We start from the raw sequence: 25471 nt of genomic DNA on the forward strand, positions 1-25471 counted from the left end.
TTAAGCTGCTGGCTGTTCGGCCATAACGATAAAAAACCGGAGACACCCATGCCCCGTTTCATCCTGAGCCCGCGCGGCCTGCTGACCTGCCTGATCACCGCTTGCCTGAGCCAACCGTTGCTCGCTGCTGACGGTCCGGTTGCGCCGAGCATGCAAACCGCCGCAAGCAACGCTGCCGTCCTGCAAACCCTGCCTTTCAGCGACCGCACCGATTTCGAATCCGTCAGCAAAGGCTTGATCGCACCGTTCAAGGGTCAGATCAAGGATGCCGCCGGCAAAGTCATCTGGAACGTCAATGCCTATGACTTCCTCGCCAAAGACAAGGCGCCGGAATCGGTCAATCCGAGCCTGTGGCGGCTGGCCCAGCTCAATGCCCACGCCGGCCTGTTCGAGGTCAGCCCCAAGCTGTATCAGGTGCGCGGCCTCGACCTCGCCAACATGACCATCATCGAAGGTGACGACGGGTTGATCATCATCGATCCGCTGACCATGGCCGAAACCGCCAGGACGGCGCTGGATCTGTACTACGCCAATCGCCCGCGCAAACCGGTCGTCGCGGTGATCTACAGCCACACTCATGTCGATCATTTCGGCGGCGTGCGCGGGGTAATCGACGAGGCCGATGTCAAGTCCGGCAAGGTCAAGGTCTACGCGCCGGTCGGCTTCATGGAACACGTGATGAGCGAGAACGTCATGGCCGGCAATGCCATGAGCCGCCGCGCGCAGTACCAGTTCGGCAGCCTGTTGCCGCGCAGTGAAAAAGGTCAGGTCGATGCCGGCCTCGGCAAGAGTGCGCCCAGCGGTGGCACGGTCACACTGATTGCGCCTACCGATCTGATTGCCGAGCCGTTGGAAACCCGCACCATCGCTGGCCTGCAAGTCGAATTCCAGCTGACCCCGGGCACCGAAGCGCCTGCGGAAATGAACCTTTATCTACCGGAGTTGAAAGCCCTGTGCATGGCCGAAAACGCCACGCAGATGATGCACAACATCCTCACCCCGCGCGGTGCGCAGGTGCGTGACGCCAAAGCCTGGTCGCAATACCTCGACGACAGCCTCATGCGCTACGGTGACAAGGCCGACGTGCTGTTCGCTCAGCACAACTGGCCGACCTGGGGTGGCGAGCGGATTCGTACTCTGCTCGCCGATCAGCGCGACATGTACGCGTTCATCAACGACCGCACCTTGCACTTGCTCAACCAGGGCCTGACGCCGCTGGAAATTGCCGAAGCAATCAAGAAACTGCCCGGCTCGCTCGATCAGAAGTGGTACACCCGAGGCTATTACGGCTCGCTGAGTTTCAATACGCGCGCGGTGTATCAGCGCTACATGGGTTTCTACGACGGCAACCCGGCCAACCTCAATCCGCTGCCCCCGGTCGATGCGGCTAAACGCTCGGTCGAGGCCATGGGCGGTACCGCGTCGGTGCTGGAGAAAATGCGCAGTGCGATGGCCAGCGCTGACTACCGATGGGCCGCGCAGTTGGGCAACCAGTTGCTGTTCGCCGATCCGGACAACGCGGATGCACGCAAGGCTCAAGCCGAGACGCTGGAGCAGTTGGGTTATCAAAGCGAGAACGCCACCTGGCGCAACATGTACCTGACCGGTGCGATGGAGCTGCGCAACGGCGTGCCGCCGCAGTCAGCCAATACCGTGTCGGTGGATATGGTCCGGGCAATGAGTCCGGAAATGTTCTTCGATTACCTCGCGGTACGCCTGGACAGCGACAAAGCCGTGGCCCATGACCTGACGCTGAACTGGACGTTCGACGATGTGCAAAGGGATTTCACCCTGACCTTGCGCAATGGCGTGCTGACTCACCGTGCCGGTCTGAATCCGGCGGCGGATGCGAGCGTCAGCCTGAGCCGCGATACGCTGGAGAAGATCAGCCTGAAACAATTGGACTTCCCGACGGCGATGCAAAAAGGACTGGTGAAGTTGCAGGGCAATGGTCAGAAATTCGGATTATTGATGGGCAGCCTGGATACGTTCGGGCCGCAGTTCAATATCGTCACGCCGTAAGTCAAAAGCCCCTCACCCTAGCCCTCTCCCAAAGGGAGAGGGGACCGACCGAGTTGCATGTACGAGATACGCCGACGTGGGATAACGAGTTGAATGCAATTTTGAATAACACGCACATCAGCTCCCATGATTCATAAGCCCCCTTCCCGGAGAGAGAGGGGACTGACCGTGTTGGATGTACGAGATACGCCGACGTGGGATACCGAGTTGAACTCAGATTCCGAACGCCATGAAGATCGGCTCCCTTTCCCCCTCGCCCCCTTGGGGGAGAGGGCTGGGGTGAGGGGGTAAATCTTGTTGGCACCCTCAATAACGATCAATCACCTCAATCGTGCTTTCAACAAACCTGCCCCGGATTCAACCGAAACTGCTTCGGCGTAATCCCGAACTGTTTGCGAAACGCGCGGATGAAGTTGCTCGGCTGGCGATAACCCAGCCGCTCAGCTATCCGTTCGATCGGTTGATCACCCGCCGTCAGCCAGTGCCGCGCCATTGTCAGATTGTCCTCACGCGCAGGTGCGCGAGTTTCAACGTGCCAGTGACGCAGCATGCTCTGGTGCAGAAACGGGTTGGCGCCCAGCAAGGCCTGATCGAGGCTATATCGCGGCAAAGTCAGGCACAGCTGCTCGCCCTGCTCCACCGCGATGCCCACTCCACGCAGCCAGCCACCGGCCATTTGCGCCGGGCGCAGGCTGACACTGACAAACAAATATCCAGGCGCCCCGCCGAGTCGACGGGCAATGTTGCGCACCAGCGTTATCGCCGCCGCATCCAGGGCGAAATGATGGAGCTGCCCCTGCAGCGAACGCAGGCGCAAATGAGCCACGTCGCCCGCCTCGACCAGTTCCACCGCAACGTAATTGATCACCCTTGGCAAGCAGTCGATGAAGCACTTCAGACTGGCCCGCAAGGTCGCGGACGAGTCGAGCAGAATATTCAGTCCTTGCAGGCAATCGGTCGCCATCCCGTCGGCCAGTTCACAGCCAAACGTCGGCGCTACCCCTGACCATTCACACTCACGCCACAACTGTTCAACCGCTTGTGCGGCGATCAATTGATGCTGCCCGGCGAGCACTGACGGGCAGATCCCCACGCGCGCCATCAAGCGTTGCGGGCACAGTCCGGACTGGCGGGCATGCGCGAGAATCGTGCGGGTAAACGCGCTGGAGGCGAACAGAGACTGAGACATGAAGGCGTGCCATCGAAGAACAGGCGTGTACTTATGCCAGCGGACGTGCTATCGATCCAATGCATTAAAAGTATCCGCAAAATGCAGGAGACGCATGATGGATCTTCGCCAACTTCGCCATTTGGTCGCCCTCGCTGATTACCGCAACTTCGGTCGCGCCGCCGAGGCGATCAACCTCAGCCAACCGGCGTTCAGCCGCAGCATCCAGACTCTGGAGCGTGACCTTGACTGCGAGCTGGTCGAGCGCAGCAGCCGTGAGTTTCGCCTGACCGGGCAAGGCGAACTGGTGCTGCAACATGCGCGGCGCCTGCTCGCTGGCAGTCAGGCGCTGCACAACGAATTGACGCAATACAACGGCCTCACCGGCGGCGAACTGCAATTCGGTTGCGGCCCGTATCCGGCGCAAGTGCTGGTGCCGGAAGCGCTGGCCGACTTCATTGATGCGCATCCGGCGATTCGCACGCGGTTTCATCAGGGCGACTGGCAGCAATTGACGCTGTGGTTGCGCGAGCAGCAGATCGAGTTTTTCGTCGCCGATGCGCGACACTTTGTCAGCGATCCGCAGTATCAGGTGCACCTGCTGCGCACGCGGCCGGGACGGTTTTTCTGTCGCGCCGGCCATCCGCTCCTCGCGCAACGAGACCTGCGATTGCGCGCCCTGCTCGATTACCCGATCGTCGGCACGCGCATTCCACCGATGATCCGCAAGGTGCTCGCCGATATCCTCGGTGAGCAGGATTTCACCCCGAGCGTCGAGTGCGCACAATTTGACGCGATCCAGCGCGTAGTGCTGCGTTCAGACGCGGTGGGGCTCGCCACGCTTGAGGCCTTGCGTGAACAACTTGATCGCGGCCTGATCGAGCTGCTCGACTTTGTCGACGTCCCCCATGACGAGCCGGCGCTGCAACTGGGTTATGGCATCGTCAGCCGCGCCGGTTTTACCCTGACGCCAGCAGCGCGGGCGATGATCGAGGCGATCCTCAGCGTCGATCAGCGTTTGCTGGCGGCTAACGGAGCGACGGGAGACGCGCGCACAACATGAGCAAAACCCATCCGCAACCCGCCAACGCTTTTTACGCGCCGACCCTGCTGCCGGCCATTGAAGAATTGCTCGCGCGCGGCATTAGCCAAGGCGCAATCGAAGCACAACTGCGCCGCAGCCTGTTCGATCTGCGCACGCCGTTCACGCGCATGCCGCTGCTGATGTCGCGGCGCTTCTGGGCGTTTGCTGTGGAACAGAGCGGCGATCCACTGATCGGTCTGGCGGCGGGTCAACGCTTCGTTTCGACGGCCACCAATGGACTGACCTATCTGTTCGATGTCGCCGTGTCGCTGGAGCGTGCCTGTGAGTTTTTCGCCAAGTACTTTGCGTTTTTCAACGGACACTTCCGTGTGCAAATCCTGCGTGAAGATGGCGGCGTAACACTGCGCCTGGTCGAAGCCGGCAGTCTTGACGCTCCGGCGGCGCTGACCGATTACATCCTCGTCAGCCTGTGCAGCCTGGTGCGACGCAAGTTGCTCGCCAGCGGCGTGCCCGGTGATCCGGTGCTGGGTGTGGCACTGGCATCGGCAAGCCGCGAGCAGCATCAATCGGCATTGCGCACCCCGGTGAGCGCAGAGCAGTCATGCGCGGCGATTCATCTGGATCCTCAGCTGTTCGTGATGCCGTTGACACCGGGTAATCCGGCATTGGAAACAACGCTTGTCGATCTGCTGGAACAGACCCGACGTCTCAGTGAATCTACCTTGCTCGGACAGCTCAGCGATTTTCTGATCGAAGATCTGGCTTCAGCGGATTGGCAGCAGTTCTGTGCTACACAGCATGTGCTTGAGCGCACGGCGGCAAGGCGTTTGAAGGCGTTGGGCTGGACTTTCAGCGAACTGCTTGATGAGCATCGGCGCTATCGGGCCGAGGACCTGTTGCAGTCCGGGGCGCTGGAGCTGGTCGAAGTGGCGGATCGGTTGGGTTACAGCGATGTGCAGGGATTCAACCGGGCTTTCGCGCGCTGGCTGGGGTGCGCGCCTGGGGAATATCGGGCGCGGTTCAACAAGGGTTGAGACTGTCGCAGCCTGTCCCGACTTGTTCGCGAGCAGCCTCGCTCCCACCCTGGAATGCAATCCCCTGTGGGAGCGAGCCTGCTCGCGAAGAGGCCCGCCCGAGCAACTCAAAACTCATTGCCCCGCAGCCACACTCGCCGGTGCCCGCTCAGGCGTAACGATGCTGCCCAGATCAATATGCTTCCACTCAGGCTTGGCGCCCAAGCGCGCATTGAAGCGGTAGTTGAAAGTGAACTCATCCGCCGTCGGCACGCTCAGCGGTTTGCCATACACCGCTTCGATCGCGGCCAAGTCGTAGCCCATCACCTGCAACAGTGTCGGGAAGATGTTGTAGTGGCTGGAGCGGTCCTTGTTTGCTGGCAGATTCGCCGCCCAGTCCGGCGTCTGCAATCCACGGCCCTGGATCACCACCAGCGGCACCAGCCCCTCCTCTTCCACCGGGTCGCCGCCGCAGTGGGTATTCAAGCCCGGATTGCCGCGCTCATGCAGATCCTGGCCATGATCGGAGGTGTAGATCAGCAGCGCGTTGTTCAGGTTGGCCTGGGCAAACACCCGGGCGAAGAACTCGCCGACGTTCCACAACAGCGTGTTCTTGTAGGCGTTGCGATACAGCACCCAGTCATCCGGCTGGCCGTTGAAACCGGTGCGTTCGCCAGTGTCGGCGACTTCAGTGAACTGTCCGCGGGGCAGCGTTGGCCGGTAGGCCATGAACGCGTCCGGGTACTTGTCATGCACCGGAAAATGCGCGCCGACCTTGTTGATCACGATCAGCTCGGGGCGATCGTCGTTGAGCAGTTCAATCAGCTTCGCCGCTGCCGCCATGTCGCGGTCGCGCACGCTGGTCTGGTCGAATTGCACGAAACTGTCGATGTCGTTTTTCTCAGCGGCGGTCATCAGGTTCTGCAGGTTGCCGGCGGTGCGCTGGGCGTCGATGTAGACCGTACCGAGCCCGGCCTTTTTCGCGTACTGCCAGATCGACGGCAACGTGCTGTTGATGCGTCTGTAGTCGGCGCGGGTGCCGCCGTAGCGCAAGGTGACGTTGGTGTCGGCGCTGCAATTGGCAATGGACGCGGCATAACCGAAGTTGAAGACATCGACCCCGGCCGGCGCTTGCTTGAGGTTGCTGTGCACGCCGAACGGCGCGTTGATGTCGAGGTAATTGCCGGAAATGCTTTCGTCGATGATCAGCACGATGTCATGACCGACGGCAGACGTGGCGCGCGCAAGCGTCACCGATTCACGCGGGCCGACGGTGTCATGCAACGCTTCGTAGGCAAACAGGTTGAGGTAGGCCAGCGGCGTGTACATGATCGGCAGACCACGTGCGCCCTCACCCGCTCGTAGAAACAACAATCCGCTGAGCATCAATACGCCGACGAGGGGCGCCGCGACCCGCAACGTGTTGGGTATGAACTGCGCATGACGCGGCTTGAGTCCGATGCCGAACAACAGCAGCAAGCCACTGAGCACCGCGCGCAGGATCGCATCGCGATACTGATAGGCCGCTTCCTGAATGAAGCCGCCGGAGTACACCAGCGAGACAAAATCGCTGTACCTCAGGTAATCCGCGGTAACCCGTGTGTAAACATCAAAAAAAACCGCTGCGGCAAACATCGTTAATGCGAATGCATGTCGAACGAGAGCCTGACGTATATAGGCAGTTAGATATAACGCGAAAGTAAGCGCCAAAAACATCGCGCCAAAAACAAGTACATTAAAACCCCACCCAATAGCATTTAACCGATCCACGTAATAGTCGGAAAAGAGCAACAGATGGGCAACTAAGAGCAATTCCTTGGCGTATTTGAACATGGCGATACCGGTGATCGGAAAAGGGCAAATGTCAAAGGTTTGTCGGTCAGATCCTGACACTAGCACCCGGCCATCAAAGCGCAAGAAATGACTGATAGGCGGGGAAAGCGTCAAAAAAACGGTGACTCAAATCTGACACACCGGTAGCGGTGAAAGCCTTTAATTTCGGGGACTTAGACCGTCTGTCGGTTAAATAAAATCTGAACAAATCTGCAAGAAATCAACAAATTCAATGGCAGCAATGACTTGATGGCCAATCGCCAAAAACGCCTCAAGTGTTATACCCGTGCAACATGTCATTTTGCTGACACGCTTTCCAAACCCTGCGCTATACCCCTTTATCAATCTCATCCGTAATTAACTTTTCTGGTTTTATTGAGGTGCGCAGATGGACGTGAGCGTATTTGGCACTGGCTATGTCGGACTTATACAAGCCGCTGCACTTGCCGATGTCGGCCATCGGGTTTTATGCATTGATATTGATCCGAACAAGATCAAACAACTGCAACAAGCGGTGCCGCCCATCAGTGAACCAGGCCTGTCCGCAACACTTGAAGAAAACATCAAGGCCGGGCGCTTGTTGTTCAGCACTCAGGCCAGTGATGCGGTGACTCACGCCGAGCTGATTTTCATCGCCGTCGGCACCCCGGCGGACGAGGATGGCTCCGCCGATCTCAGCCATGTGCTCAACGTCGCCCGGCAGATCGCCGGCCTGATGGAGGCTGATCGTACGCTGATCATCAAATCCACGGTGCCGGTCGGGACTGCCGACCAGGTTCTGGCGACTGCGACCAGTGAATTGCTGTTGCGCGGCAAAACCGAGCTGCAGGTGCGCGTGGTTTCCAATCCGGAATTTCTCAAGGAAGGCAGCGCCCTCGCCGACTGCATGCGCCCGGACCGGATCATCATCGGCACCCGCGACGACGCTGCCCGCGAACAGATGAGCGAGCTGTACGCGCCGTTCTGCCGCAATCACGAAAAACTGATGTTCATGGACAACCGCAGCGCCGAGCTGACCAAGTACGCGGCCAACGCGATGCTCGCCACCCGCATCAGTTTCATGAACGAACTGGCCAATCTCACCGAGCTGCTCGGCGCCGACATCGAAGCGGTGCGCAAAGGCATCGGCTCCGACCCGCGCATCGGCTACCACTTCATTTATCCGGGCTGCGGCTTCGGTGGCTCGTGCTTTCCCAAGGATCTGCGTGCCCTGCTGCACACCGCCGAACACAACGGCATGCCGTTGAAACTGCTGCGCAGCGTCACCGACGTCAATGACAGCCAACGGCACATCCTGTTCAGCAAATTGCGCGCGCAGTTCCCGCAAGGCCTGGCCGGCAAATCCATCGCCGTCTGGGGCCTGGCGTTCAAACCGAACACCGACGACATGCGCGAAGCCCCGAGCCGTTATCTGATGGACGCGTTGTGGGCCGAAGGCGCCAGCGTGCAGGCCTACGATCCGGAAGCCATGTCCGAGTGCCGGCGCATCTACGGCTACCGCAACGACCTGCACCTGTGCGCGACCCGCGACGATACCCTCGAAGACGCCGACGCGCTGGTGATCTGCACCGAGTGGAAAAACTTCCGCGTAGTCGATTTCGAGCTGCTCGCCGAGAAACTGCGTTCGAAGGTAATCATCGATGGGCGCAACCTGTACAACCCGGAACAGGTTGCCGCCGCCGGCCTGCATTACAGCGGCATCGGTCTGCGCCACATCGCCCCTGAAGGGCTGCGGCCATGAAAATTCTGGTGACCGGTGCCGCCGGTTTCATTGGTGCCCATTGCGTCCTGCGCTTGCTGCGCGACGGGCATTCGGTGGTCGGCCTGGACAATTTCAACCACTACTACGACCCGCAGCTCAAGCACGACCGCGTGCAGTGGGTGCGCGAGCAGGTCGGCGATTTTCCGCTGGCCACGGTGGATTTGGCCCACGCTTCGGCGATCGACGCATTGTTTGCCCGCGAGCAGCCGCAAGTGGTGATTCATCTGGCCGCGCAGGCCGGGGTGCGTTATTCGCTGGACAATCCACGGGCGTATCTGGACAGCAACCTCAACGGTTTCCTGAACATTCTCGAGAGCTGCCGCCACCACCCGGTCGAACACCTGATCTACGCCTCGTCGAGTTCGGTGTACGGCGCCAATCAACACACGCCTTACTCGGTCAAGGATGGCGTCAACCATCCGCTGTCGCTGTACGCCGCGACCAAAAAAGCCAATGAACTGATGGCGCACAGCTACAGCCATCTGTTCGGCATTCCCTGCACCGGCCTGCGCTTTTTCACCGTGTACGGGCCCTGGGGCCGGCCGGACATGTCGCCGATCCAGTTCGCCCGGGCGATCAGCGAAGGCGAGCCGCTGAAACTGTTCAATTACGGCGAGCACCAGCGCGACTTCACCTACATCGACGACATCATCGAAAGCATCGCCCGCCTCATCGATCAGCCACCGCAAGCCAATCCGCAGTGGGATCGCGGACAGCCCGACCCCGCCAGCAGCATGGCGCCGTGGCGCCTGTTCAACATCGGCGGGCAGCAGCCGGTCACGCTGAAAACCTACCTCGCGCTGATGGAAAAACATCTCGATCAGCAAGCCATTGTCGAGCTGCTGCCACTGCAACCGGGCGACGTGCTCAACACCTGCGCCGAGGCCAGCGATCTGGCCCAGGCCACCGGATTCCAGCCCCGGATAGAACTGGATGAAGGACTGGGCCGCTTTATCGCCTGGTTCCGCGACTACTACCCCACTGCCCGTGCGCCGCTTGCGGCTGATTGAATGCGGAGGACGCCATGACTGGACATGAAAGAAGTGTGTCGATTGCACAGATGCGCCCTGACAAGCGCGTCGACCCGGAACATCGCATGCGCCTCGACGCAGCGATTCACCGTCAGGGTCGCGGCTGGCTCAGCGGCCGCGATGGCGGCCGCCCATGGCAGCTGTCGCGGACCAATCGGGTGGTCGCCTGCCTCGGTGCGCTGACGATTCTCGTGCTGATCTCGCCAGTGCTGCTGGGCCTGGCCCTGGCCATCAAGTTCACCAGCCCGGGGCCGGTGCTGTTCGTGCAGAAACGCACCGGTTATCGCGGGCGCAAGTTCGGCATGTTCAAGTTCCGCACCATGGTCAGCAACGCCGAAGAACTCAAAGAGTCGCTGCGCCACCTGAACAAGCACGGGGCAGACGCCATCGACTTCAAGATCGACAAAGACCCGCGCGTCACCGGCATCGGCAGTTTTCTGCGGCGCACCAGCCTCGATGAGCTGCCCAACCTGATCAACGTAGTGACCGGCGACATGCGCCTGGTCGGCCCTCGCCCGACCTCGTTCAACGCTTACCGCTACAAGGACAATCACCTCGCGCGTCTGGCGATCTACCCCGGCATGACCGGTCTGTGGCAGATCTCCGGACGCAGCAACATCGACTTCGACCAGCGCGTTGAGTTGGACCTCAGCTACATCGCCGAGCAGAGCCTTCTGCTTGATCTGAAGATTCTGTTGAAAACCCCCTTCAAAGTATTCAGCGGCCACGGAGCAAGCTAATGGACGGTTCAACCAATAAAAGCCTGAGCATCGCCAGCCCCAGCGAATCGAATCTGACTTCGACCGTGCTGGATCTCGATCTGCGCATTCTGTTCCTGACCGCCGCCAACCCCGGCGCCGGCACCACCACCAGCGCGCTGGCACTGGCCAGTCAACTGGCGCAGATGAGCAGCGGCCAGGTGTTGCTGGTCGATGCCAGCCAGTCGGCGAACAACCTCACCCAGCAGATGAACCTCGGCAAGGAGCGCGGCCTGCGCGACCTGCTGTTCAACCCGGGCAACCCGCCGCTGTTGCAGGACTGCGTGGTGCAGGTCTCGAGCCTGCCCTTCCATGTGCTGCCCAACGGCCGGCCGATCCGCACGCTGGAACACCTGACCGCCGAGCGCCTGAGCCCGTTGCTCGACCAGTTGGGCAGCCAGTACCGCTTTGTGGTGATCGACGGCGACGCGGTGTATTCCGCCGCCGACACCCTGGTCATCAGCACTCAGGTCGACGGCGTGGTGTTTGTCGTGCGCGCCGAAGACACCCGCTGGGAAGTCGCCCAGGCCGCTGTGCAACGCCTGACTCAGGCCGGGGCGAAAGTGGTCGGCAGCGTGTTCAACCGGCGCAAGTACTACATGCCCAAATGGCTTTACAAAAACCTGTAAGCGAACGCAAAGGATGACGCCATGAACGCCAGAATGCTTGTCCTGCTGTTGCTGCCGCTTGCGGGCTGCACCAGCACTTCCGAGACCCGCAACATGCCGGTGAATATTCTCACCGCCACACCGGCCAACGCCCAGGCCACCGACATGCCGCGGGTCGAACAGACCCTGCGCCCGAAAGACGTGCTGGATGTGATCTTTCACATCAGCACCAGCGGTTCGGACGCTTACCGCGTGCAATCAGGTGACCAGATCGGCCTGAATTTCACCGCCGCCAGTCAGCTCAACGGCACGCAACTGGTGCTGCCCGACGGCACTATCGAACTGCCGGGCGCCAACACCTCGGTGAAAATCGCCGGGCTGACCAGCGAAGAAGCCCGTCAGGAAATCCAGCGTGCGTATCAGCGCAAGCAACTGTTCCAACCCAACCGCAATCAGCTCTCGGTACAGATTCTCAGCCCGCTGAGCAACGAGCAGAACCTTAAAAGTGCGCTGAACCATCCGGCCACCGGCATGAGCCGCGAGATCACCGTCGGCACTGATGGCTACGCGAGTTTTCCGGAAATCGGCGCGGTGCCGCTGCAAGGCATGACCGTCAATCAGCTGGAAACCTTCCTCAATCAGAGATACGCGCAACTGCCGGGGCGAATGACCGTGGACGTGCTGCTCAAGTCCACCGCCGGCAACGAGATCTACGTGCTCGGCGAAGTCGCACAACCGGGCTCCTACCCAATCCGCCGGCCGGTGTCGGTGCTTGAGGCGCTGACTCTGGCGCGCGGCACCAACGTCAAGGCGCGGCTGGATTCGGTGGTGATCATGCGGCGCAACGGCAATCAGGTGCAGGCGATGAACTACGACGTCGAGAAAGCACTGTCGGGTGACGCGCCACAAATCGCGTATCTGCAGCCGGACGACATGCTCTACGTGCCAAAAACCAAACTGGCCAGCGCCGGCGAACTCGCCCGCCAACTGGCTGATGTGGTGCTGTTCCAGGGCGTCGGTTTCAGCTTCGGCTACCGCGTCGACAACAAAGGCAGTGACAACTGACTCTCAGGTGACCGACATGAATCCAAAAGAAAATTACCTGCACGAGTTCTTCAGGATTTTCTTCGCCAACAAGCAAACGGTGAAGCGCATCTTCCTGACCTTTGCAGTGATCGCCCTGCTCCTGCCGTTGCTGCTCAAACAGAGCTTCGATATCACCGCGCAGGTCATCGTGCAGTCGAAAAAGCTGTCTCAGGGCGATGCGACCACCTCGCTGACCCAGGACAGCGCCACCTTCATTCCGCCATCGCTGGCGGACATGGAAACCGAAAGCAATATCCTCCGTTCGCCGGCGCTGATCCGTCAGACCATCAGCGAACTGCGCGACATGGGTCAGTACAACCCGCCGCCGGGGATGCTCAGCAAGCTGGCGGGCGAGCCGTTCAAGCGTTACGTCAGCACGCCGCTGCGCGAATACGTGATAAATCCGCTGCGTGATGCGCTGGGCATGCAAACCGATCCGGTGCGCGACACGGCACTGGACGGTTTGACCCAGGACGCCATCGACAACCTGAAGATCGAAACCCTGCCGGGTTCCAATGTGATCTCGATCGTCTACAGCTTTCCCGATCCGGCCCAGGGCACAACGTTTGTTGCCGCGTTGCTGCAGAACTATCTGGTCGATCGTCAGGCGTTGCAGTCGATCGAGCTGCCGCATTCGTTCTACGAAACCAAGAAGCATCAGTATCAGGTGCGCCTCGATGGTCTAGAAGGCGCGCGGCTGAGCCTGCTGGAAAGCGTCGGTTCTTCCGACCCGAAAGAGGAAATCACCTTTCGCCTCAACGCAATCAACACCGAAGAGCAGGCACTCAACCTGTATCGCGATCGCTTGCTGCAAAGTCAGCGCTGGCTCGATTATCTGAAAACCAGCCTGGCCGCCGCCAACACCAACAAGCTCAACGACTACACCTTCCCGTTCACCTTCACCACGACGGTGGACAACATTGCCTTCGAGGACCGCGAGATCAGGCAGATGGGCGAGGCGCTGACCACTCAAGTCAGCCGCTATATGAATGACCTGGCGGTATTCCAGCCTGGCAGCGAGCCGATGTTGCTGGCCCGCGAGCAAATTGCCCGCACCCGCCAACAGTTCCTCAAAGTGGTCAACAACCGCATCCAGGAACGCACAATCGACTTGTCGGTGGTGAGCCAGGTCATCGAGCAGAAAACCGCGCGCATTGCCGAGTTCAAGAATCGCATCCATCAGTTGCAGCAGACCCAAAGCAAGCTGCGCCAGATGGACACCGAGATCGGCGCCTTGCACGCAGCGTTTTCCACCTACGCGCAACGCTTCGCCGAGAGCAGCACGACACGCGCTTTGGACAACGACTTGTCCAACGCCCGGGTATTGAGTCCACCGTTCGAGCCGACCGAGGCGGCTTTTCCCAAGCCGATGCTGATCATTCCGTTCGGGCTGTTCACCGGGCTGCTGCTGGCAATCGCGTTCGTCTACGTGCGTGAGTTCTTCGACCATCGGTTCAAGCATCCGGCGCAAATCAGCCATGAACTGGGCGTGCCAGTGTTGTTGGTGCTCAACGAAGAAACGTCGCAGCCGGGCAATCCGCACAAGAACTGGACCATGCCAAGCCTGGTTCACTGGGTGCGCAATTGAACGCGGTGTCCACCCCAATCGTCGCCCTGCCGATCATTCATTTGCTCAGCAGCGGCGGCTTCTACGGGGCCGAGCGGATGTTGCTGGATCATTGCCTGGCCACGCCGGGGCAGCACCAGGTGCTGTTCCTCGACGCACCGCCTGAGCTGATCTCGCGCTTCCGCGAGGCTGGGGTGGACGCTCGCGCTTGTGCCGGGCTCGGCGAATTGCTGCGGCACTTGCGTCAGCGCCGTGGCGACCAACCGTTGCTCAACACCCACAACTTCAAAGGGCTGTTGTTCGGCTGGGTCGGCGCCACGCTGTTGCGCCTGCCGCTGGTGATCACCCAGCACGGCTTCACGCCGCGCAGTCGCAAGCAGAAGTTCTACACCTGGCTGAGCCTGCAACTGTGCCGCACGGCGTCGGTGAAACGGGTGGTGTGCGTGGCGCACAGCATCGCCACGCTGCATCTGAAGGCCAGCGTGAGCGCGGAGAAGTTGCAGGTGATTCCCAACGGTTTGCCAGCAGCACCGGCAATGCAGCCGGTGGCAGATCGGCAACGCTGGCTGGCCGGTTACGTCGGCCGGTTGAGCAGCGAAAAAGGCCCGGATCTGTTTCTCGATGCGCTGATCGGCCTGTGTCACCAGCATCCGCAACTGGACGCGGTGATGCTCGGTGACGGATCGGAACGCGAGGCCTTGCAGGCGCGCATCGATGCTGCCGGGTTGCAGCGGCGGATTCGCTTGCCGGGCTACCAGACGGCGATGCAAGGCTGGTGGCAGCAACTCGATGCGCTGGTGATCAGCTCGCGCACCGAGGGCACGCCGATGATTCTGCTCGAAGCGATGCAGGCCGGCGTGCCGGTGGTGGCGTTCGCGGTCGGCGGTATTCCGGATGTCTTGCAGGATCGTCACAACGGCCTGCTCGCGGCGCCGACGGATACCGCCGCCCTCGCCCGCCAGCTCGACACCTTGCTGGCCGAACCGAAGCTGGCCGCGCAGTTGCGCGACAACGCCAGACGCACCCAACAGGAGCGCTACGACCTCAAGGCATTGGCCGAACGCTGGTCGCAGCTGTACATCCAAACGGCACGGGAGACACGCGCATGATTTTCCCGCTCTCGATCGTCAGTCTGTTCGCCCTGGTCAGCCTCGGTCTGCTGGCCAGTCCCTGGCCGTATCTGGCGCCGGGGGCGGTTATTGGTCTGGTCGGTTTCACCGTTCTGTACCGCAAGCCGACCTGGGGCCTGCTCGGCATTGCCGCGCTGGTGCCGTTCGAAGGTTTCTTCAAGGACAGCTCGGTATCGGGCAGCAAATTGATCGGTGCTTCGCTGGCGGTAATCGTGATGCTGCAACTGGCGCTGCATCAGATTCCGTCGCAGCGCCTGCGCAGCAATCTGTGGCGTTACCTGATCGGTTTCATGGCGCTGTACCTGCTGAGCCTGTTCGCCAGCGACAATCTGGGCATGTCGCAGACTCATCTGCGTGAACTGAGCGTGGGTCTGGTCCTGTTCGTGATCACCCTGTTGATCGGCCGTGAGTTGAATCTGGATCTGTTCGCCCGACTGGTCACGCTCAGTGTCAGCGCGACCTGCGCGATGGCGATGTTTTCCAGCCGATTCCAGGACAAGGGCCGCGCCGCCGGCCTGCTCGAAGACCCGAATGCCTTTGCCCTGCTGATCGCTTTCGCCGTGCCGCTGGGCCTGCTGCTGGTGATTCGCAGCCCGAACCTGCTGCACCGTTTGTTCTGGGCTGGTTGCTGTCTGTTGCTGCTCGGCGGCATGACCAAAACCGAGTCTCGCTCAGGGCTGGTCGTACTGGCGTTGAGTCTGGCAATCGGGGTCTGGCACTACCGCCAGCAGTTGACCCGCATTCGTCCACGGCATTTCGGCTTCGCCATGCTCGGTGCTGCGATCATCCTGCCCTTGGCGATCTATGCGATGCCGGCCGGTTATCTGGCACGCATTCAATCGCTGAGCATCCTCAGCGCCGGGGCCAAGGCTCAGGACGAATCCCTTGGTCGACGCGCCTCCTACATTGTCGTCGGCAGCCAGATCATCCGCGAGCATCCACTGCTCGGCTCCGGGCCTGGCACCTTTCCGCTGCACTACGCGACCACCGGTTATGCCAAGGCGTTCTCGGCCAACCGCAAGATCGGCGACCTGTATCGCCGGGCGCATAACACTTATCTGGAGATCTTCAGCGAACTGGGGATTCCCGCCGGCCTGCTGTTTGTCGGCATGCTGGTGCAGGGTTTCTACAACCTGATCCGCGCACGACGCACCTGGCTGCAACGGCGCGAGTGGCAGCAAGCAGGCATGGTTACCCATCTGGGCATGAGCTTTCTGTCATTGACGCTGTTCCTGATGTTCCTCAGTGCGCCGAACCTGAAATACCTGTGGATCATGCTGGCGCTGACCTGGGTGCTGCGCCTGAAAGCCGAGCAGGCAGCGCTGACGGAGGCCAAAGCATGAGCCGGATCAGCATTGTCATTCCAATGTTCAACGAAGCCCGGCACATCGGCCGAACGCTGCTGGCCGCCAGCAAGGCCGCGCACGCAGCCGACATCGACTGTGAATTGATAGTCGTCGACAACGGCTCCACCGACGAAGGGCCGCAGATTGCCCGCGCATTCGGCGCGCAGGTTCTGCTGCTGCCCGGCCTGCTGATCGGCGCCTTGCGCAATCGTGGCGCAACGGTTGCCCGTGGTGAATGGCTGGCGTTCATTGATGCCGATATCGAGATGCCGGAAGACTGGTTGAAGCAGATGTTGGCTTTGGCTGCGGGCGACCAGGGCGACGTCTTCGGCCTCGACCTGCACACCCCTGCTGCCGCGCCATGGTTCGCCGCCGCGTGGCAGCGCCGCTCTTTGCGCCCGTCGGGTGGCGCCACGCGCACTGTGCAATGGCTGCCCAGTGCCAACCTGCTGATGCGCAAGCAGTGGTTCGACAACGTCGGCGGATTCAACGAAACCCTGCGCACCGGCGAGGACAAGGAATACACCCTGCGTCTGCACAGACACGGTGCTCGTCTGCTGTCGGTCAATACCAGCGTCGCTCTGCATTGGGGCTACGAAATGACCTGGCGCGAATGGGTCGGCAAGGAACTGTGGCGTCAGGGCAGTCATCTGCAATTGGTCCGGGCCCACGGCATGAGCTTGCGTCTGCTGCGGTTTCCGCTGCTCTCGTTACTGGTGTGGCTGATTGATGCTCTGGCGATTCTTGCGTTGCTGGGCGGCTACGCGCAGCAGGCGTTACTGCTGCTGATGGCAGGCCTGCTGCCCAGTCTGCTGCTCAGCCTGCGGCAAAGCATTCGCCAGCATAACCTCAGCCTGACCTTGCAGCTCTGGGGCCTGCACTGGGTGCGCCTGCACTTGGCAAGCGCAGCATTGATTCTCGGTCTGTGTCATTGGAATGCAAGGAGGCCTGCCCGTGGCTGAACTCATTTTTTGCCTGTGCCTGTTGTTGCCAGCGTACGCCTACATCGGCTATCCGCTGCTGCTCACCTTGCTCGCGCCACTGTTCCCGGCCTGGCGACATGCCCCCGCACCGCCGCTGCACGTCAGCATCGTGATTGCCGCGCACAACGAGGCACGCCATATCGAGCACAAGCTGCGCACGCTGCTGGCTCAGGACTATCAGCCGGCCGCGTTGCAGATCATTCTGGCCAGCGACGGTTCGACCGATGACACCGTGGCTTGCGCGCACAAAGTGATTGATCCGCGCATCACCGTGCTCGACCTGCCGCGCCAGGGCAAAGCCGCCACGCTGAATGCCGGCGCCGCCCTGAGCAGCGGCGACATTCTGGTGTTCACCGATGCCGACAACCAGTGGTCGCGCGACACCCTCGGCCACTTGCTCGCGCCGTTGAGCGATCCGCAGGTCGGCGCCTGCGCGGGGCACATGGTGATCCCGGTTACCGGTGGCGGCCTGAGCATCGGCGACAGCCTGTATCGGCATTACGAAGGCTGGTTGCGCCGGGTCGAGAATCGCACCGGCTGCATGGTCTCCGCCGACGGCGCCCTGCTCGCCTTGCGTCGCGAGCTGTTCCAGACCGTGCCGGCCGAGGTCAACGATGATTTCTTCATCAGTACCTGCGCACCGGTGGCGCATAAACGCATCGTCTACGTGCCCGAGGCGCAGGTGATCGATCAGGGCGTCGACGAAGCGGACAAGCAATGGCGTCGCCGCCAGCGGGTCACCGTCGGTGGCCTGCAGAGCCTGGCGCAACGCCGTGAACTGCTCAATCCCTTCAAGCACGGCCTGTATTCGATCGCATTGATCAGCCACAAACTGATTCGTCGACTGGCGCCGGTGCTGTTGTTGCCGCTGCTGCTGAGCAATTTCTGGCTGTGGAACCAGCACGGTTTCTATCGCCTGAGCCTGCTCGCGCAATTGCTCGGTTACTCGATTGCCATCGCCGGCCTGATGGATTCGCAACACCGTTTACCGAAACCGTTCCGCCTCGCGGCCTTCCTGCTGGTGACGCTGGCAGGCATGAGCGTCGGCCTGTGGCAGTTCCTGCGCGGGCAACGGTACGCACAGTGGAATCCTGACCAGAATCGTTGAGAGGGCGCATGCCATGGCTATCAAACAACTGATAAAACGCACCAGCGGCTGGCTCTATCTCAACTCGTCCGTGGGGCGCAGCCAGTTGCACGGGGCCGGAGTCATCCTGATGCTCCACCGAGTGCTGGCCAACGACCGTGCCGCCAACCTGCCGCACCGCAATGAACTGTGTGTCGGCCCGCAGGCGTTCGAACACTTGCTGATATGGCTGCGCAAGCATTTCGATTGCGTGCCGCTAATGGAGTTGTTGCAGCCCAACGCCCTGCGCACCGAGCGCCCGCGCGTGGCGCTGACCTTCGATGACGGCTGGCGTGACAACGCGGTTAATGCCTATCCGCTGCTGCAAAAATATCAGGTGCCGGCGAGCATTTTTCTTTCCACCGATTTCATTGGCAGTCGGCAACGGTTCTGGTGGGAAAGCGTCGGTGAAACGCTGTGGGGCAGCCATGGCGAAAAGGCGCGCATGCACCTGATCGAGCACCTGCGCATCACCGGTCATCCGCTGCCGGTGCTGCTCGACGATATCGATGTCGACCGGCGCAGCCTGGCACTGCTGCATTACCTGCAAGGGCTGAAGAGCCTCGATCCGCAGGAACTCGAACGTCTGACCAATGAGTGTCCGCCGGATTCTCTGCCACAAGCGCTGGACTGGCATCAGGTGCGCGCCATGGAAGCGTCCGGTCTGGTGCGCTTCGGCCCCCACGGCGCCAGTCATGCGATCCTCACTGGCCTGGATGACATGCGTCTGCACGAAGAAATCAGCCGCAGCCGCGACGCCCTGCACAATGGCTGCAATCGGCCACTGCCGGTGTATTGCTACCCCAACGGCGACAACGATGAGCGCGTGCGCGAGCAGGTCGCCAATCACGATTATCCGTTTGCGCTTGGCACGTCCACCGGACTCTATCGCGGCGTCGGCGACCCGCTGAACCTGCCGCGCTTCGGCGTCAGCCAACGTACCGCGCGCAATCCGGAGCTGCTGTCGCTACGGATCTTTCGCGGGGCACGGCCATGAGTCGCGGCAGCTACATCAAACACCTAGCCCTGAGCATGGGCACCAAACTGGCGATGATCGCCCTGCGCCTGCTGCGCAATGTGTTGCTGGCGCGGATTCTCGGGCCGAGCGAACGCGGTCTGTTCGCGCTGCTCAGCACCCTGCCGGATCTGATCAGTGCGGCGACCAGCGGCGGCCTGAATTCAGCGGTCGGTTATCAAGCGGCTAACCAGCGGCCGATGGGGCTGTTGCTCGCCCAGGTGCTGGTGTTCGGTTGTCTGCTGGCCGGGCTGCTGACGTTGCTGGTGGTGGCGCTGGCGCGAGAATTCGGCAGCGAACTCGACGTCACGATGCAGCTCGGTCTGCTGGCGTGGCTGTTGTTGCTGGCGGTACCGCTGACCGTGCTCAAAAGCGGCCTGCTGACCTTGCACAACGCGTCGGGTGGCGTGGTCGCCTTCAATGTCCTGCGTCTGATCGAATCGCTGGCACCATTACTGCTTTTTGTTGCGCTGTTCTGGATGTGGAAAGAGGCGGCACTCGAAGCGGCGCTCATCAGTTGGCTGGCCGGTATCAGCCTGGTGGTACTGGTGGGCTGGATGTGGCTCAAACGCGCACAGCCGCTGCAACTGCAATGGGATCGTGCAAGCCAGAAGGAGCTGCTGAAATTCAGTGCACGCAGCCATCCGGACCTGCTGTTCCAACAGGTGATCCTGCGCTCCGATTACTTGTTCATCGGCGCCCTGCTCGGTAGCAGCGCGCTCGGCCATTACGCCATGGCCAGCGCCGCTGCTGAACTGTTGCTGATCGTTCCGGAAGCGGTCACCACACCGCTGATGAAGCGTCTGCTGCAACAGGACAAGGGCATGGACAAGGTCACGCCGCTGGCGCTGCGCCTGACCGCGACGGTAATGCTTTGCGCCTGCATCACCATGGCGCTGATCGGCGAATGGCTGATCATCACCCTGTTCGGCGTCGCCTACCAACCCGCGTATCCGGCACTGCTGGCTTTGCTGCCGGGGCTGTTGGGCCTGTGCTACGCAAGCATTCTGCGCCTGGACCTGATCGGTAAGAACCGCCCTGCCACGGTCTCGCTGATGATGGGGGTTGGGGCGTTGCTCAACCTGGGCCTGAACCTGCTGCTGATCCCCAGCTACGGCATCGTCGGCGCAGCGGCGGCGTCCTCGATCGCCTATTTGGCAGTGACCCTGGCGATGCTGGTGCTTTATTGCAGGCTGAGCGGCGTGCCGTTCTGGCACACGCTGTTCATTCTGCCCGGTGACCTCAGCCCGATGTGGCTGATGCTGCACCGCAGGAAAGCCGCATGAAGCGCCTGGCCCTGCTGCTCGGACTCGGCATGACGCTGAACGCCTTCGCTGCGCCGATGCAGTGGGGCGACATTCGCGACGGCAGCCTGTATCTGCAAGCCGACCGCCCGGATACAGTCACCGTGCGCTGGGTTCCGGCGTGGCAGGCCGAGGCCAATGAAGAGCATATCTATCTGCTTGACGGCTATGGCCGCTTGCAAGGTGATCGCTTCATCAAGGCCAGTGAGGTTCGCGGTTCGCAAAGCTGGCCGCTGGTGCCGGGAGCTGCCGGTTATCGCCTGGAGATTCCCGGCTACAGCTTCCGTAGTTACCGCGTCGAGCATGACGCAACCACCGTGGCGCTGTTCAGTCCGGCCAAAGTGCATTTCAGCGTCGAAACCCGCAATGGTACTGAGCTGTTTTTCCAGGTCGCACCGGGAGAGCATGCGGTGCTGAACGGCAAATACCATGGCGGCGTCAACGCGCTGCAAGCACAGCGGGAGGACGATGGACAACAGCTGTCGCTGGCCCTCAAGCCCCACCGCGCCTATTGGCAATTCGATCAAGTGGCCTTGCCGGTCAGTGACCGGCCTCAGGTCTGGCGCTTGCGCCTGCAGGGCAGCGGCAAAGCGGCGTTCTGGCTCGATGGCACGGCCAACCTGTTTGCGCAGAATCCGCAGCAGCTGCAGCCAGTGCATGAAGAATCGGGTGAGGTCCGCCTGACCCTGCACGCCATGGTGCTCGGGCGCACTCCGGATCTGGGCATCGCGCTGCCCAATCTGATGCCGCCCGCGAGCAGTCATGCCGCATTGGATGCGTTGAAACCGAGTGCGGCGAGCTACTACAGCTACGTTGACATAACGTCGAAAAGTGCCCGCTTCGAAGACCCGGTTCGTCAGCTTTATCAGACGCGCTTCGGCATCCGCCAGGACATCACCCTGCTCGCCGGCACCGGGCGTCAGGCCAATCTGCGCGCCGATGTGCAAAGCAGCAACGGCCTTGAGACGTGGCTCGCCGGCACTCGTGCCTTGGGTGGTCAAGGCACGCATTACATCGGCTTCGCCGACGAGCCGAACCTCAACTATTCGAGCTACGACGAATACCGCTCGATTTTCGTCAGCATGGCCCGACAGGTGCGCAGCAATCCGGCCAATGCCAGTGCCGGTGTGCGCATCGCCATGCCGGCCACTTCGCGTCTGGTCAACGGCCCGTTCGCCAATAACGCCGCAGACAAACGCGGGATCGATTGGGCACGGCGTCTGCTCAGTGAAGCGCCCGATCAGATTGACGCGTTGGCCTGGCACGAATGGATGATCCGCGACCTGCTCGCCACTCGCGTCTACCGCGACAGCGTGCGCCGCGCCGCGCAACTGGTCGGCCTCGACGCAAAGGGTCAGCCGCGCAAAGCCTTGCTGCTCGATCAGACCAATCTGTCCAGTGGCTCGAGCCTGAGCCCGTACGACCAGGAAACTCATTACGCCGCCCTGTGGTGGGCATCGGTGGTCATCAATGCTTCTCAGGACGGCTTGCTGAGCATGCTCAACTGGTTTCAGGCGGCCGACGAACCGCCCTACGCCAAGGGCATGGTGCGCGTGTTGGCCGGCGATCGCTTCGAGCTGAAACCGGTGGGCCTGGCCCAGCAATTCATCGCCCGGCATTGGCTGCCGCACGTGCTGCAACTGGATAACGACGCCTTCGAAGTGGACGTACTGGCGATGGCCGGCGACGAGCAGCGCACGTTGCTCGGGGTGAACAAAGGCACGCGCCTGCAACGCGTTGCTCTGAGCGGTGCCAAGTGCCCGCTCAACCAAGGCGCCCTGCATTTCTTCGGCGCTGACAATCGCGCCCGCGACGCACCATTTGCCTGCGAACACGGGCGCGTGCGTTTCGAATTACCCGGGCAAACCCTGTTTGCCCTGAACTGGAACGCTTCATGAACCGCCCTTCTGCCCTGCGAGCGTGATGCTACGCGCGGCACTTTCATCAGGAGAAGAGACCATGGATATCTTTAAAAAACTCAGCGGACATATCCGTCGCAAAGGTCTGCGAGCGACCTTGGCGAAGATCCGCAGAATGTACATTTTTTCCCATCGGCAACTGCTGTGGATGGAACGGGATCTGGTCAGCCCCGTGCCGCCGCACAACCTCAAACCATACCCGCCACTGCGATTAATGCGGATCACCGCAGACAACGCCAGCGCCTTCACCCGTTACTTCGGCGACCGTGTCGGCGTCATGGCCGAACTCGCCAATGAAGGTCACACCGGGCATATGCATGTCGACGAGCATGGCGATGCCGTGGCGTTTATCTGGGGCTCGCCGCGTGATTATTTTGATCGGCATTACTACGGTTGCCGGTTCCCGGTGAAACCTGGCGAGTTTTTCGAGTTCGGTGGCGAACTGACTCGCGCCTACTGGGGCACCGAATTGTCGGTAGATCTGCAACTACGCTTATGGAAAGCCATGGCCGTGAAAGGCTGCCGCAAAGTGGTCGATGTCTGTGAATCGACAAACATCCCGGCGCTCAAGCTGCACCTGCGCATGGGCTATACCGAACAACAGCGGATCATGAATATCTACACGCTGTTCGGTCGCTGGCGCTTTTATCGCGAAACCCGTTACAGCGGGTCGCGCCTGAACGCACTGCGCAAAACTTCCCGTCCACCTGTCCCAGCAACGGCGGCCTGAACCATGGCGATGCGATTCGAATGGCGCACATCGCTGTGCGCTGCCGACTTCCCGGCGACGGCCTACGAGGCATTGCGCCTGCGCGTGACCGACCACACGCCGTTCAACAATCTCGGCTGGTTGTGCGCGGCAGAACAGGCGTTGGAAGAGAATCAGTGCCTGCACGTTCTGCTCGGCTGGGAAGCAGAGGCTTTGCGCCTGTGCCTGCCCCTGGTGTCCAGCCGCGAACGCTTCGCGGGCGTGCCATTTCGCGTCTTGCGCCACTTGGGTTATCCGCTGGCCGATCGGTTGGCCCTGCTGTCGTTGCTCGGCGCAGAGGATATGCGCGATGCGCTGATGCTGATCCGTCAGCGCCTGCCCCATGCGCTGCTGCAACTCAACGAACTGTCGGAACCTGCCGGGGAAGAAAGTGCCCTCACCGATTGGATGGCGCGTAGCTCCACCGCTGAACGGCGCCTGAGTTGCCGGGTGCCGGTGCATCTGATCAGCGACGCCGACCAGCAGGAAGTTTCCGGCGACCCGCGCTACAAACTGCGCCGGGCGCGCAAACGGATTGCCGCGTGCGGCGCCCAAGTGCGGCGCATCATCCCCGATGCGCTGTCGATGCCTACGGTTTTACAGGCGTTGCAAGAAGTCGAGTCGGTCAGTTGGAAAGGTGACGAGGGCGTCGGCATTTTCGCAACTGACCACAGTCGTCAATGGATACAGAACGCCTTCACCGCCCTCGCCGCTCAAGGGCTGGTGCGAGTGGTGACACTGGAGCTGGACGGCCGCTGCATCAGTTATCGGCTGGGCCTGCTCGAGCAGGGCCGCCTCTACGACTACAACCTGGCGTTCCTGCCGCAACATGCCGATCTGGGCAGTGGTCGAGTGCTGCTGGAGGAATGGATTCGCTGGGGCCTGGACGAGCAATGGCACTGGATCGATGCCTCGCGGGTCAGCCTGGAAAACTCCAGTCATCAACTGCACGAGCGCATGACCGGACAACTGGAACACTGGCGCTGGAGCTTCTACTCATGGCGCCCCAGTGGCTTGCTGCTGGGCCTGGGCCTGCGTCTTTGGTACTGCGTCAAACCGGCCCTGCAAAAATGGCGCGCACAGCGTGCCGGCAAACCGAAAGCGGTAAATACCTGCGCAACTCAACCGGCAACATCATCCACCACACCAGGGCTAGCGCCTCGGAGAGCATCATGAACGTCATCGACAAACTGCTTCTGCGCATCAAACAAAAAGGCCTGCGCCGCACCCTTGGCGCTTTCGGCAAACGTTATGTCTTCGCTCACCGTGAATTGCTGTGGATGGAGCGCGATCTGGTCACGCCGATCGCGCCGAACAAACTGCGCCCCTGTGAAGGTTTACATAGAGTCGACATCACCGAGGACAACGCCAAGGCTTTCGGCAAGTACTTTGGTGACCGTGTGCAGACCATGGCCGAATTGGCCGCTGAAGGGCACACGGGGCACATGTACCTGGACCAGGAAGGCCACACCGTCGGGTTCGTCTGGGCCAGTACCCGCGACTATTACGATCGGCACTTCTACCGCTACACGTTCACGATCCAGCCCGGTGAGTACTTCCAGTTCGGTGCCGAAATTGCCCGGCCCTATTTCGGCAGCACCTTGACCGTCGACGCACAGACCGCACTTTGGCAAGTCATGGACGCCGGGGGGTATAAAAAGGTGGTGGATATCTGTGACAACGCCAATATCCAGGCCCTGAAGATGCATGTGCGCTTGGGCTATAAGGAACAAGGGCGGATCACGCATGTTTACGACCTGTTCGGCCACTGGCGCTTCTTCCGCGAAACGCGCTACAGCGAGTCGAGGCTGGAGGCGCTGCGCAAGCCGGAAAGACCAGTAGTAAGTACGCCCGCGCAGGCTTGATTCAGGCTGAATATTTGCGGCGGTTTTGATAACGCCATCGCGAGCAGGCTCGCTCCCACACTGGAATGCGTTTCCCTGTGGGAGCGAGCCTGCTCGCGAAGAGGCCAGTAGCTGCACCCGCAGCTCTCACAAGCGATTGGCG

At 61.2% G+C, this 25471-nt stretch carries 21 protein-coding genes; 19 read left to right on the top strand and 2 right to left on the bottom strand.

Annotated features, from left to right (window positions below; genetic code table 11):
* Positions 1 to 48: 48 nt before the first annotated feature.
* Positions 49 to 2022 (top strand): alkyl sulfatase dimerization domain-containing protein, encoded by a 1974-nt coding sequence (locus tag QMX86_RS15355; RefSeq protein WP_282384120.1) that lies wholly within the window; start codon positions 49 to 51, stop codon positions 2020 to 2022.
* Between the two features lie 337 nt (positions 2023 to 2359).
* Here QMX86_RS15355 and QMX86_RS15360 read toward each other — a convergent pair whose 3' ends face one another.
* Positions 2360 to 3211, bottom strand: a complete 852-nt coding sequence (locus QMX86_RS15360; protein WP_282384118.1) for an AraC family transcriptional regulator — start codon at positions 3209 to 3211, stop codon at positions 2360 to 2362.
* Positions 3212 to 3308: 97 nt separating this feature from the next.
* Between QMX86_RS15360 and QMX86_RS15365 the strand changes: the two genes are divergently transcribed.
* Complete coding sequence (locus QMX86_RS15365) at positions 3309 to 4253, top strand: LysR family transcriptional regulator (protein ID WP_130929182.1); 945 nt, start codon at positions 3309 to 3311, stop codon at positions 4251 to 4253.
* Complete coding sequence (locus QMX86_RS15370; RefSeq protein ID WP_282384115.1) at positions 4250 to 5269, top strand: AraC family transcriptional regulator; 1020 nt, start codon at positions 4250 to 4252, stop codon at positions 5267 to 5269. Before QMX86_RS15365 ends, QMX86_RS15370 begins: the two co-directional genes overlap by 4 nt.
* Positions 5270 to 5383: 114 nt before the next feature.
* On the opposite strand, the gene QMX86_RS15375 is transcribed toward QMX86_RS15370, so the two are convergent.
* Positions 5384 to 7081, bottom strand: coding sequence for a sulfatase-like hydrolase/transferase (locus QMX86_RS15375; protein WP_282384113.1), 1698 nt, complete (start codon positions 7079 to 7081; stop codon positions 5384 to 5386).
* Between the two features lie 388 nt (positions 7082 to 7469).
* Between QMX86_RS15375 and QMX86_RS15380 the strand changes: the two genes are divergently transcribed.
* The 16 genes from QMX86_RS15380 to QMX86_RS15455 all read left to right on the top strand — a co-directional run bounded on the left by QMX86_RS15380 (position 7470) and on the right by QMX86_RS15455 (position 25329).
* The gene (locus tag QMX86_RS15380; protein ID WP_016774103.1) at positions 7470 to 8822 is read left to right on the top strand and encodes a UDP-glucose/GDP-mannose dehydrogenase family protein; all 1353 of its coding nucleotides are present in this window, start codon (positions 7470 to 7472) and stop codon (positions 8820 to 8822) included.
* Positions 8819 to 9853: an NAD-dependent epimerase gene (locus tag QMX86_RS15385; RefSeq protein ID WP_282384111.1), complete on the top strand. Its 1035-nt coding sequence runs from the start codon at positions 8819 to 8821 to the stop codon at positions 9851 to 9853. Before QMX86_RS15380 ends, QMX86_RS15385 begins: the two co-directional genes overlap by 4 nt.
* Before the next feature lie 14 nt (positions 9854 to 9867).
* Positions 9868 to 10614, top strand: a complete 747-nt coding sequence (locus QMX86_RS15390; RefSeq protein WP_110646483.1) for a sugar transferase — start codon at positions 9868 to 9870, stop codon at positions 10612 to 10614.
* Positions 10614 to 11261 (top strand): CpsD/CapB family tyrosine-protein kinase, encoded by a 648-nt coding sequence (locus tag QMX86_RS15395; protein ID WP_024012451.1) that lies wholly within the window; start codon positions 10614 to 10616, stop codon positions 11259 to 11261. Before QMX86_RS15390 ends, QMX86_RS15395 begins: the two co-directional genes overlap by 1 nt.
* A gap of 21 nt (positions 11262 to 11282) precedes the next feature.
* Positions 11283 to 12305, top strand: coding sequence for a polysaccharide biosynthesis/export family protein (locus tag QMX86_RS15400; protein WP_016774099.1), 1023 nt, complete (start codon positions 11283 to 11285; stop codon positions 12303 to 12305).
* Positions 12306 to 12321: 16 nt separating this feature from the next.
* Positions 12322 to 13914 carry a Wzz/FepE/Etk N-terminal domain-containing protein gene (locus tag QMX86_RS15405; protein WP_056784537.1) on the top strand — a complete coding sequence of 531 codons (1593 nt, stop codon included), beginning with the start codon at positions 12322 to 12324 and terminating at the stop codon, positions 13912 to 13914.
* Positions 13911 to 15002, top strand: coding sequence for a glycosyltransferase family 4 protein (locus QMX86_RS15410; protein WP_282384106.1), 1092 nt, complete (start codon positions 13911 to 13913; stop codon positions 15000 to 15002). Before QMX86_RS15405 ends, QMX86_RS15410 begins: the two co-directional genes overlap by 4 nt.
* Positions 14999 to 16366 (top strand): O-antigen ligase family protein, encoded by a 1368-nt coding sequence (locus QMX86_RS15415; RefSeq protein ID WP_282384104.1) that lies wholly within the window; start codon positions 14999 to 15001, stop codon positions 16364 to 16366. Before QMX86_RS15410 ends, QMX86_RS15415 begins: the two co-directional genes overlap by 4 nt.
* The gene (locus QMX86_RS15420) at positions 16363 to 17331 is read left to right on the top strand and encodes a glycosyltransferase (RefSeq protein WP_186565422.1); all 969 of its coding nucleotides are present in this window, start codon (positions 16363 to 16365) and stop codon (positions 17329 to 17331) included. The genes QMX86_RS15415 and QMX86_RS15420 overlap by 4 nt, the downstream gene beginning before the upstream one ends.
* A complete protein-coding gene (locus QMX86_RS15425) occupies positions 17324 to 18460 on the top strand; it encodes a glycosyltransferase (RefSeq protein WP_122707098.1) in 1137 nt (378 codons plus the stop codon). Before QMX86_RS15420 ends, QMX86_RS15425 begins: the two co-directional genes overlap by 8 nt.
* Positions 18461 to 18473: 13 nt before the next feature.
* A complete protein-coding gene (locus QMX86_RS15430; RefSeq protein WP_122707096.1) occupies positions 18474 to 19475 on the top strand; it encodes a polysaccharide deacetylase family protein in 1002 nt (333 codons plus the stop codon).
* Positions 19472 to 20779, top strand: coding sequence for an oligosaccharide flippase family protein (locus tag QMX86_RS15435; RefSeq protein WP_110646478.1), 1308 nt, complete (start codon positions 19472 to 19474; stop codon positions 20777 to 20779). Before QMX86_RS15430 ends, QMX86_RS15435 begins: the two co-directional genes overlap by 4 nt.
* Positions 20776 to 22695, top strand: a complete 1920-nt coding sequence (locus QMX86_RS15440; protein ID WP_282384097.1) for a hypothetical protein — start codon at positions 20776 to 20778, stop codon at positions 22693 to 22695. The genes QMX86_RS15435 and QMX86_RS15440 overlap by 4 nt, the downstream gene beginning before the upstream one ends.
* 61 nt (positions 22696 to 22756) lie before the next feature.
* Positions 22757 to 23446, top strand: a complete 690-nt coding sequence (locus QMX86_RS15445) for an N-acetyltransferase (RefSeq protein WP_073474287.1) — start codon at positions 22757 to 22759, stop codon at positions 23444 to 23446.
* A 3-nt stretch (positions 23447 to 23449) separates the two neighbouring features.
* Complete coding sequence (locus tag QMX86_RS15450) at positions 23450 to 24640, top strand: GNAT family N-acetyltransferase (RefSeq protein ID WP_122707092.1); 1191 nt, start codon at positions 23450 to 23452, stop codon at positions 24638 to 24640.
* Positions 24637 to 25329, top strand: a complete 693-nt coding sequence (locus QMX86_RS15455) for a hypothetical protein (protein WP_056784508.1) — start codon at positions 24637 to 24639, stop codon at positions 25327 to 25329. The genes QMX86_RS15450 and QMX86_RS15455 overlap by 4 nt, the downstream gene beginning before the upstream one ends.
* The last annotated feature ends 142 nt before the right edge of the window (positions 25330 to 25471 follow it).

Origin of the sequence: Pseudomonas sp. PS01270, assembly GCF_029959775.1 — a bacterium.
In the GTDB taxonomy this organism is placed as follows: Bacteria; Pseudomonadota; Gammaproteobacteria; order Pseudomonadales; family Pseudomonadaceae; genus Aquipseudomonas; species Aquipseudomonas atacamensis.

What these genes read in the sequence shown, in the direction of transcription:
- QMX86_RS15355 (WP_282384120.1), top strand. Translation starts at nt 49, where the DNA reads ATGCCCCGTTTCATCCTGAGCCCGCGCGGCCTGCTGACCTGCCTGATC.
- QMX86_RS15360 (WP_282384118.1), bottom strand. Translation starts at nt 3,211, where the DNA reads ATGTCTCAGTCTCTGTTCGCCTCCAGCGCGTTTACCCGCACGATTCTC.
- QMX86_RS15365 (WP_130929182.1), top strand. Translation starts at nt 3,309, where the DNA reads ATGGATCTTCGCCAACTTCGCCATTTGGTCGCCCTCGCTGATTACCGC.
- QMX86_RS15370 (WP_282384115.1), top strand. Translation starts at nt 4,250, where the DNA reads ATGAGCAAAACCCATCCGCAACCCGCCAACGCTTTTTACGCGCCGACC.
- QMX86_RS15375 (WP_282384113.1), bottom strand. Translation starts at nt 7,081, where the DNA reads ATGTTCAAATACGCCAAGGAATTGCTCTTAGTTGCCCATCTGTTGCTC.
- QMX86_RS15380 (WP_016774103.1), top strand. Translation starts at nt 7,470, where the DNA reads ATGGACGTGAGCGTATTTGGCACTGGCTATGTCGGACTTATACAAGCC.
- QMX86_RS15385 (WP_282384111.1), top strand. Translation starts at nt 8,819, where the DNA reads ATGAAAATTCTGGTGACCGGTGCCGCCGGTTTCATTGGTGCCCATTGC.
- QMX86_RS15390 (WP_110646483.1), top strand. Translation starts at nt 9,868, where the DNA reads ATGACTGGACATGAAAGAAGTGTGTCGATTGCACAGATGCGCCCTGAC.
- QMX86_RS15395 (WP_024012451.1), top strand. Translation starts at nt 10,614, where the DNA reads ATGGACGGTTCAACCAATAAAAGCCTGAGCATCGCCAGCCCCAGCGAA.
- QMX86_RS15400 (WP_016774099.1), top strand. Translation starts at nt 11,283, where the DNA reads ATGAACGCCAGAATGCTTGTCCTGCTGTTGCTGCCGCTTGCGGGCTGC.
- QMX86_RS15405 (WP_056784537.1), top strand. Translation starts at nt 12,322, where the DNA reads ATGAATCCAAAAGAAAATTACCTGCACGAGTTCTTCAGGATTTTCTTC.
- QMX86_RS15415 (WP_282384104.1), top strand. Translation starts at nt 14,999, where the DNA reads ATGATTTTCCCGCTCTCGATCGTCAGTCTGTTCGCCCTGGTCAGCCTC.
- QMX86_RS15420 (WP_186565422.1), top strand. Translation starts at nt 16,363, where the DNA reads ATGAGCCGGATCAGCATTGTCATTCCAATGTTCAACGAAGCCCGGCAC.
- QMX86_RS15430 (WP_122707096.1), top strand. Translation starts at nt 18,474, where the DNA reads ATGGCTATCAAACAACTGATAAAACGCACCAGCGGCTGGCTCTATCTC.
- QMX86_RS15435 (WP_110646478.1), top strand. Translation starts at nt 19,472, where the DNA reads ATGAGTCGCGGCAGCTACATCAAACACCTAGCCCTGAGCATGGGCACC.
- QMX86_RS15440 (WP_282384097.1), top strand. Translation starts at nt 20,776, where the DNA reads ATGAAGCGCCTGGCCCTGCTGCTCGGACTCGGCATGACGCTGAACGCC.
- QMX86_RS15445 (WP_073474287.1), top strand. Translation starts at nt 22,757, where the DNA reads ATGGATATCTTTAAAAAACTCAGCGGACATATCCGTCGCAAAGGTCTG.
- QMX86_RS15450 (WP_122707092.1), top strand. Translation starts at nt 23,450, where the DNA reads ATGGCGATGCGATTCGAATGGCGCACATCGCTGTGCGCTGCCGACTTC.
- QMX86_RS15455 (WP_056784508.1), top strand. Translation starts at nt 24,637, where the DNA reads ATGAACGTCATCGACAAACTGCTTCTGCGCATCAAACAAAAAGGCCTG.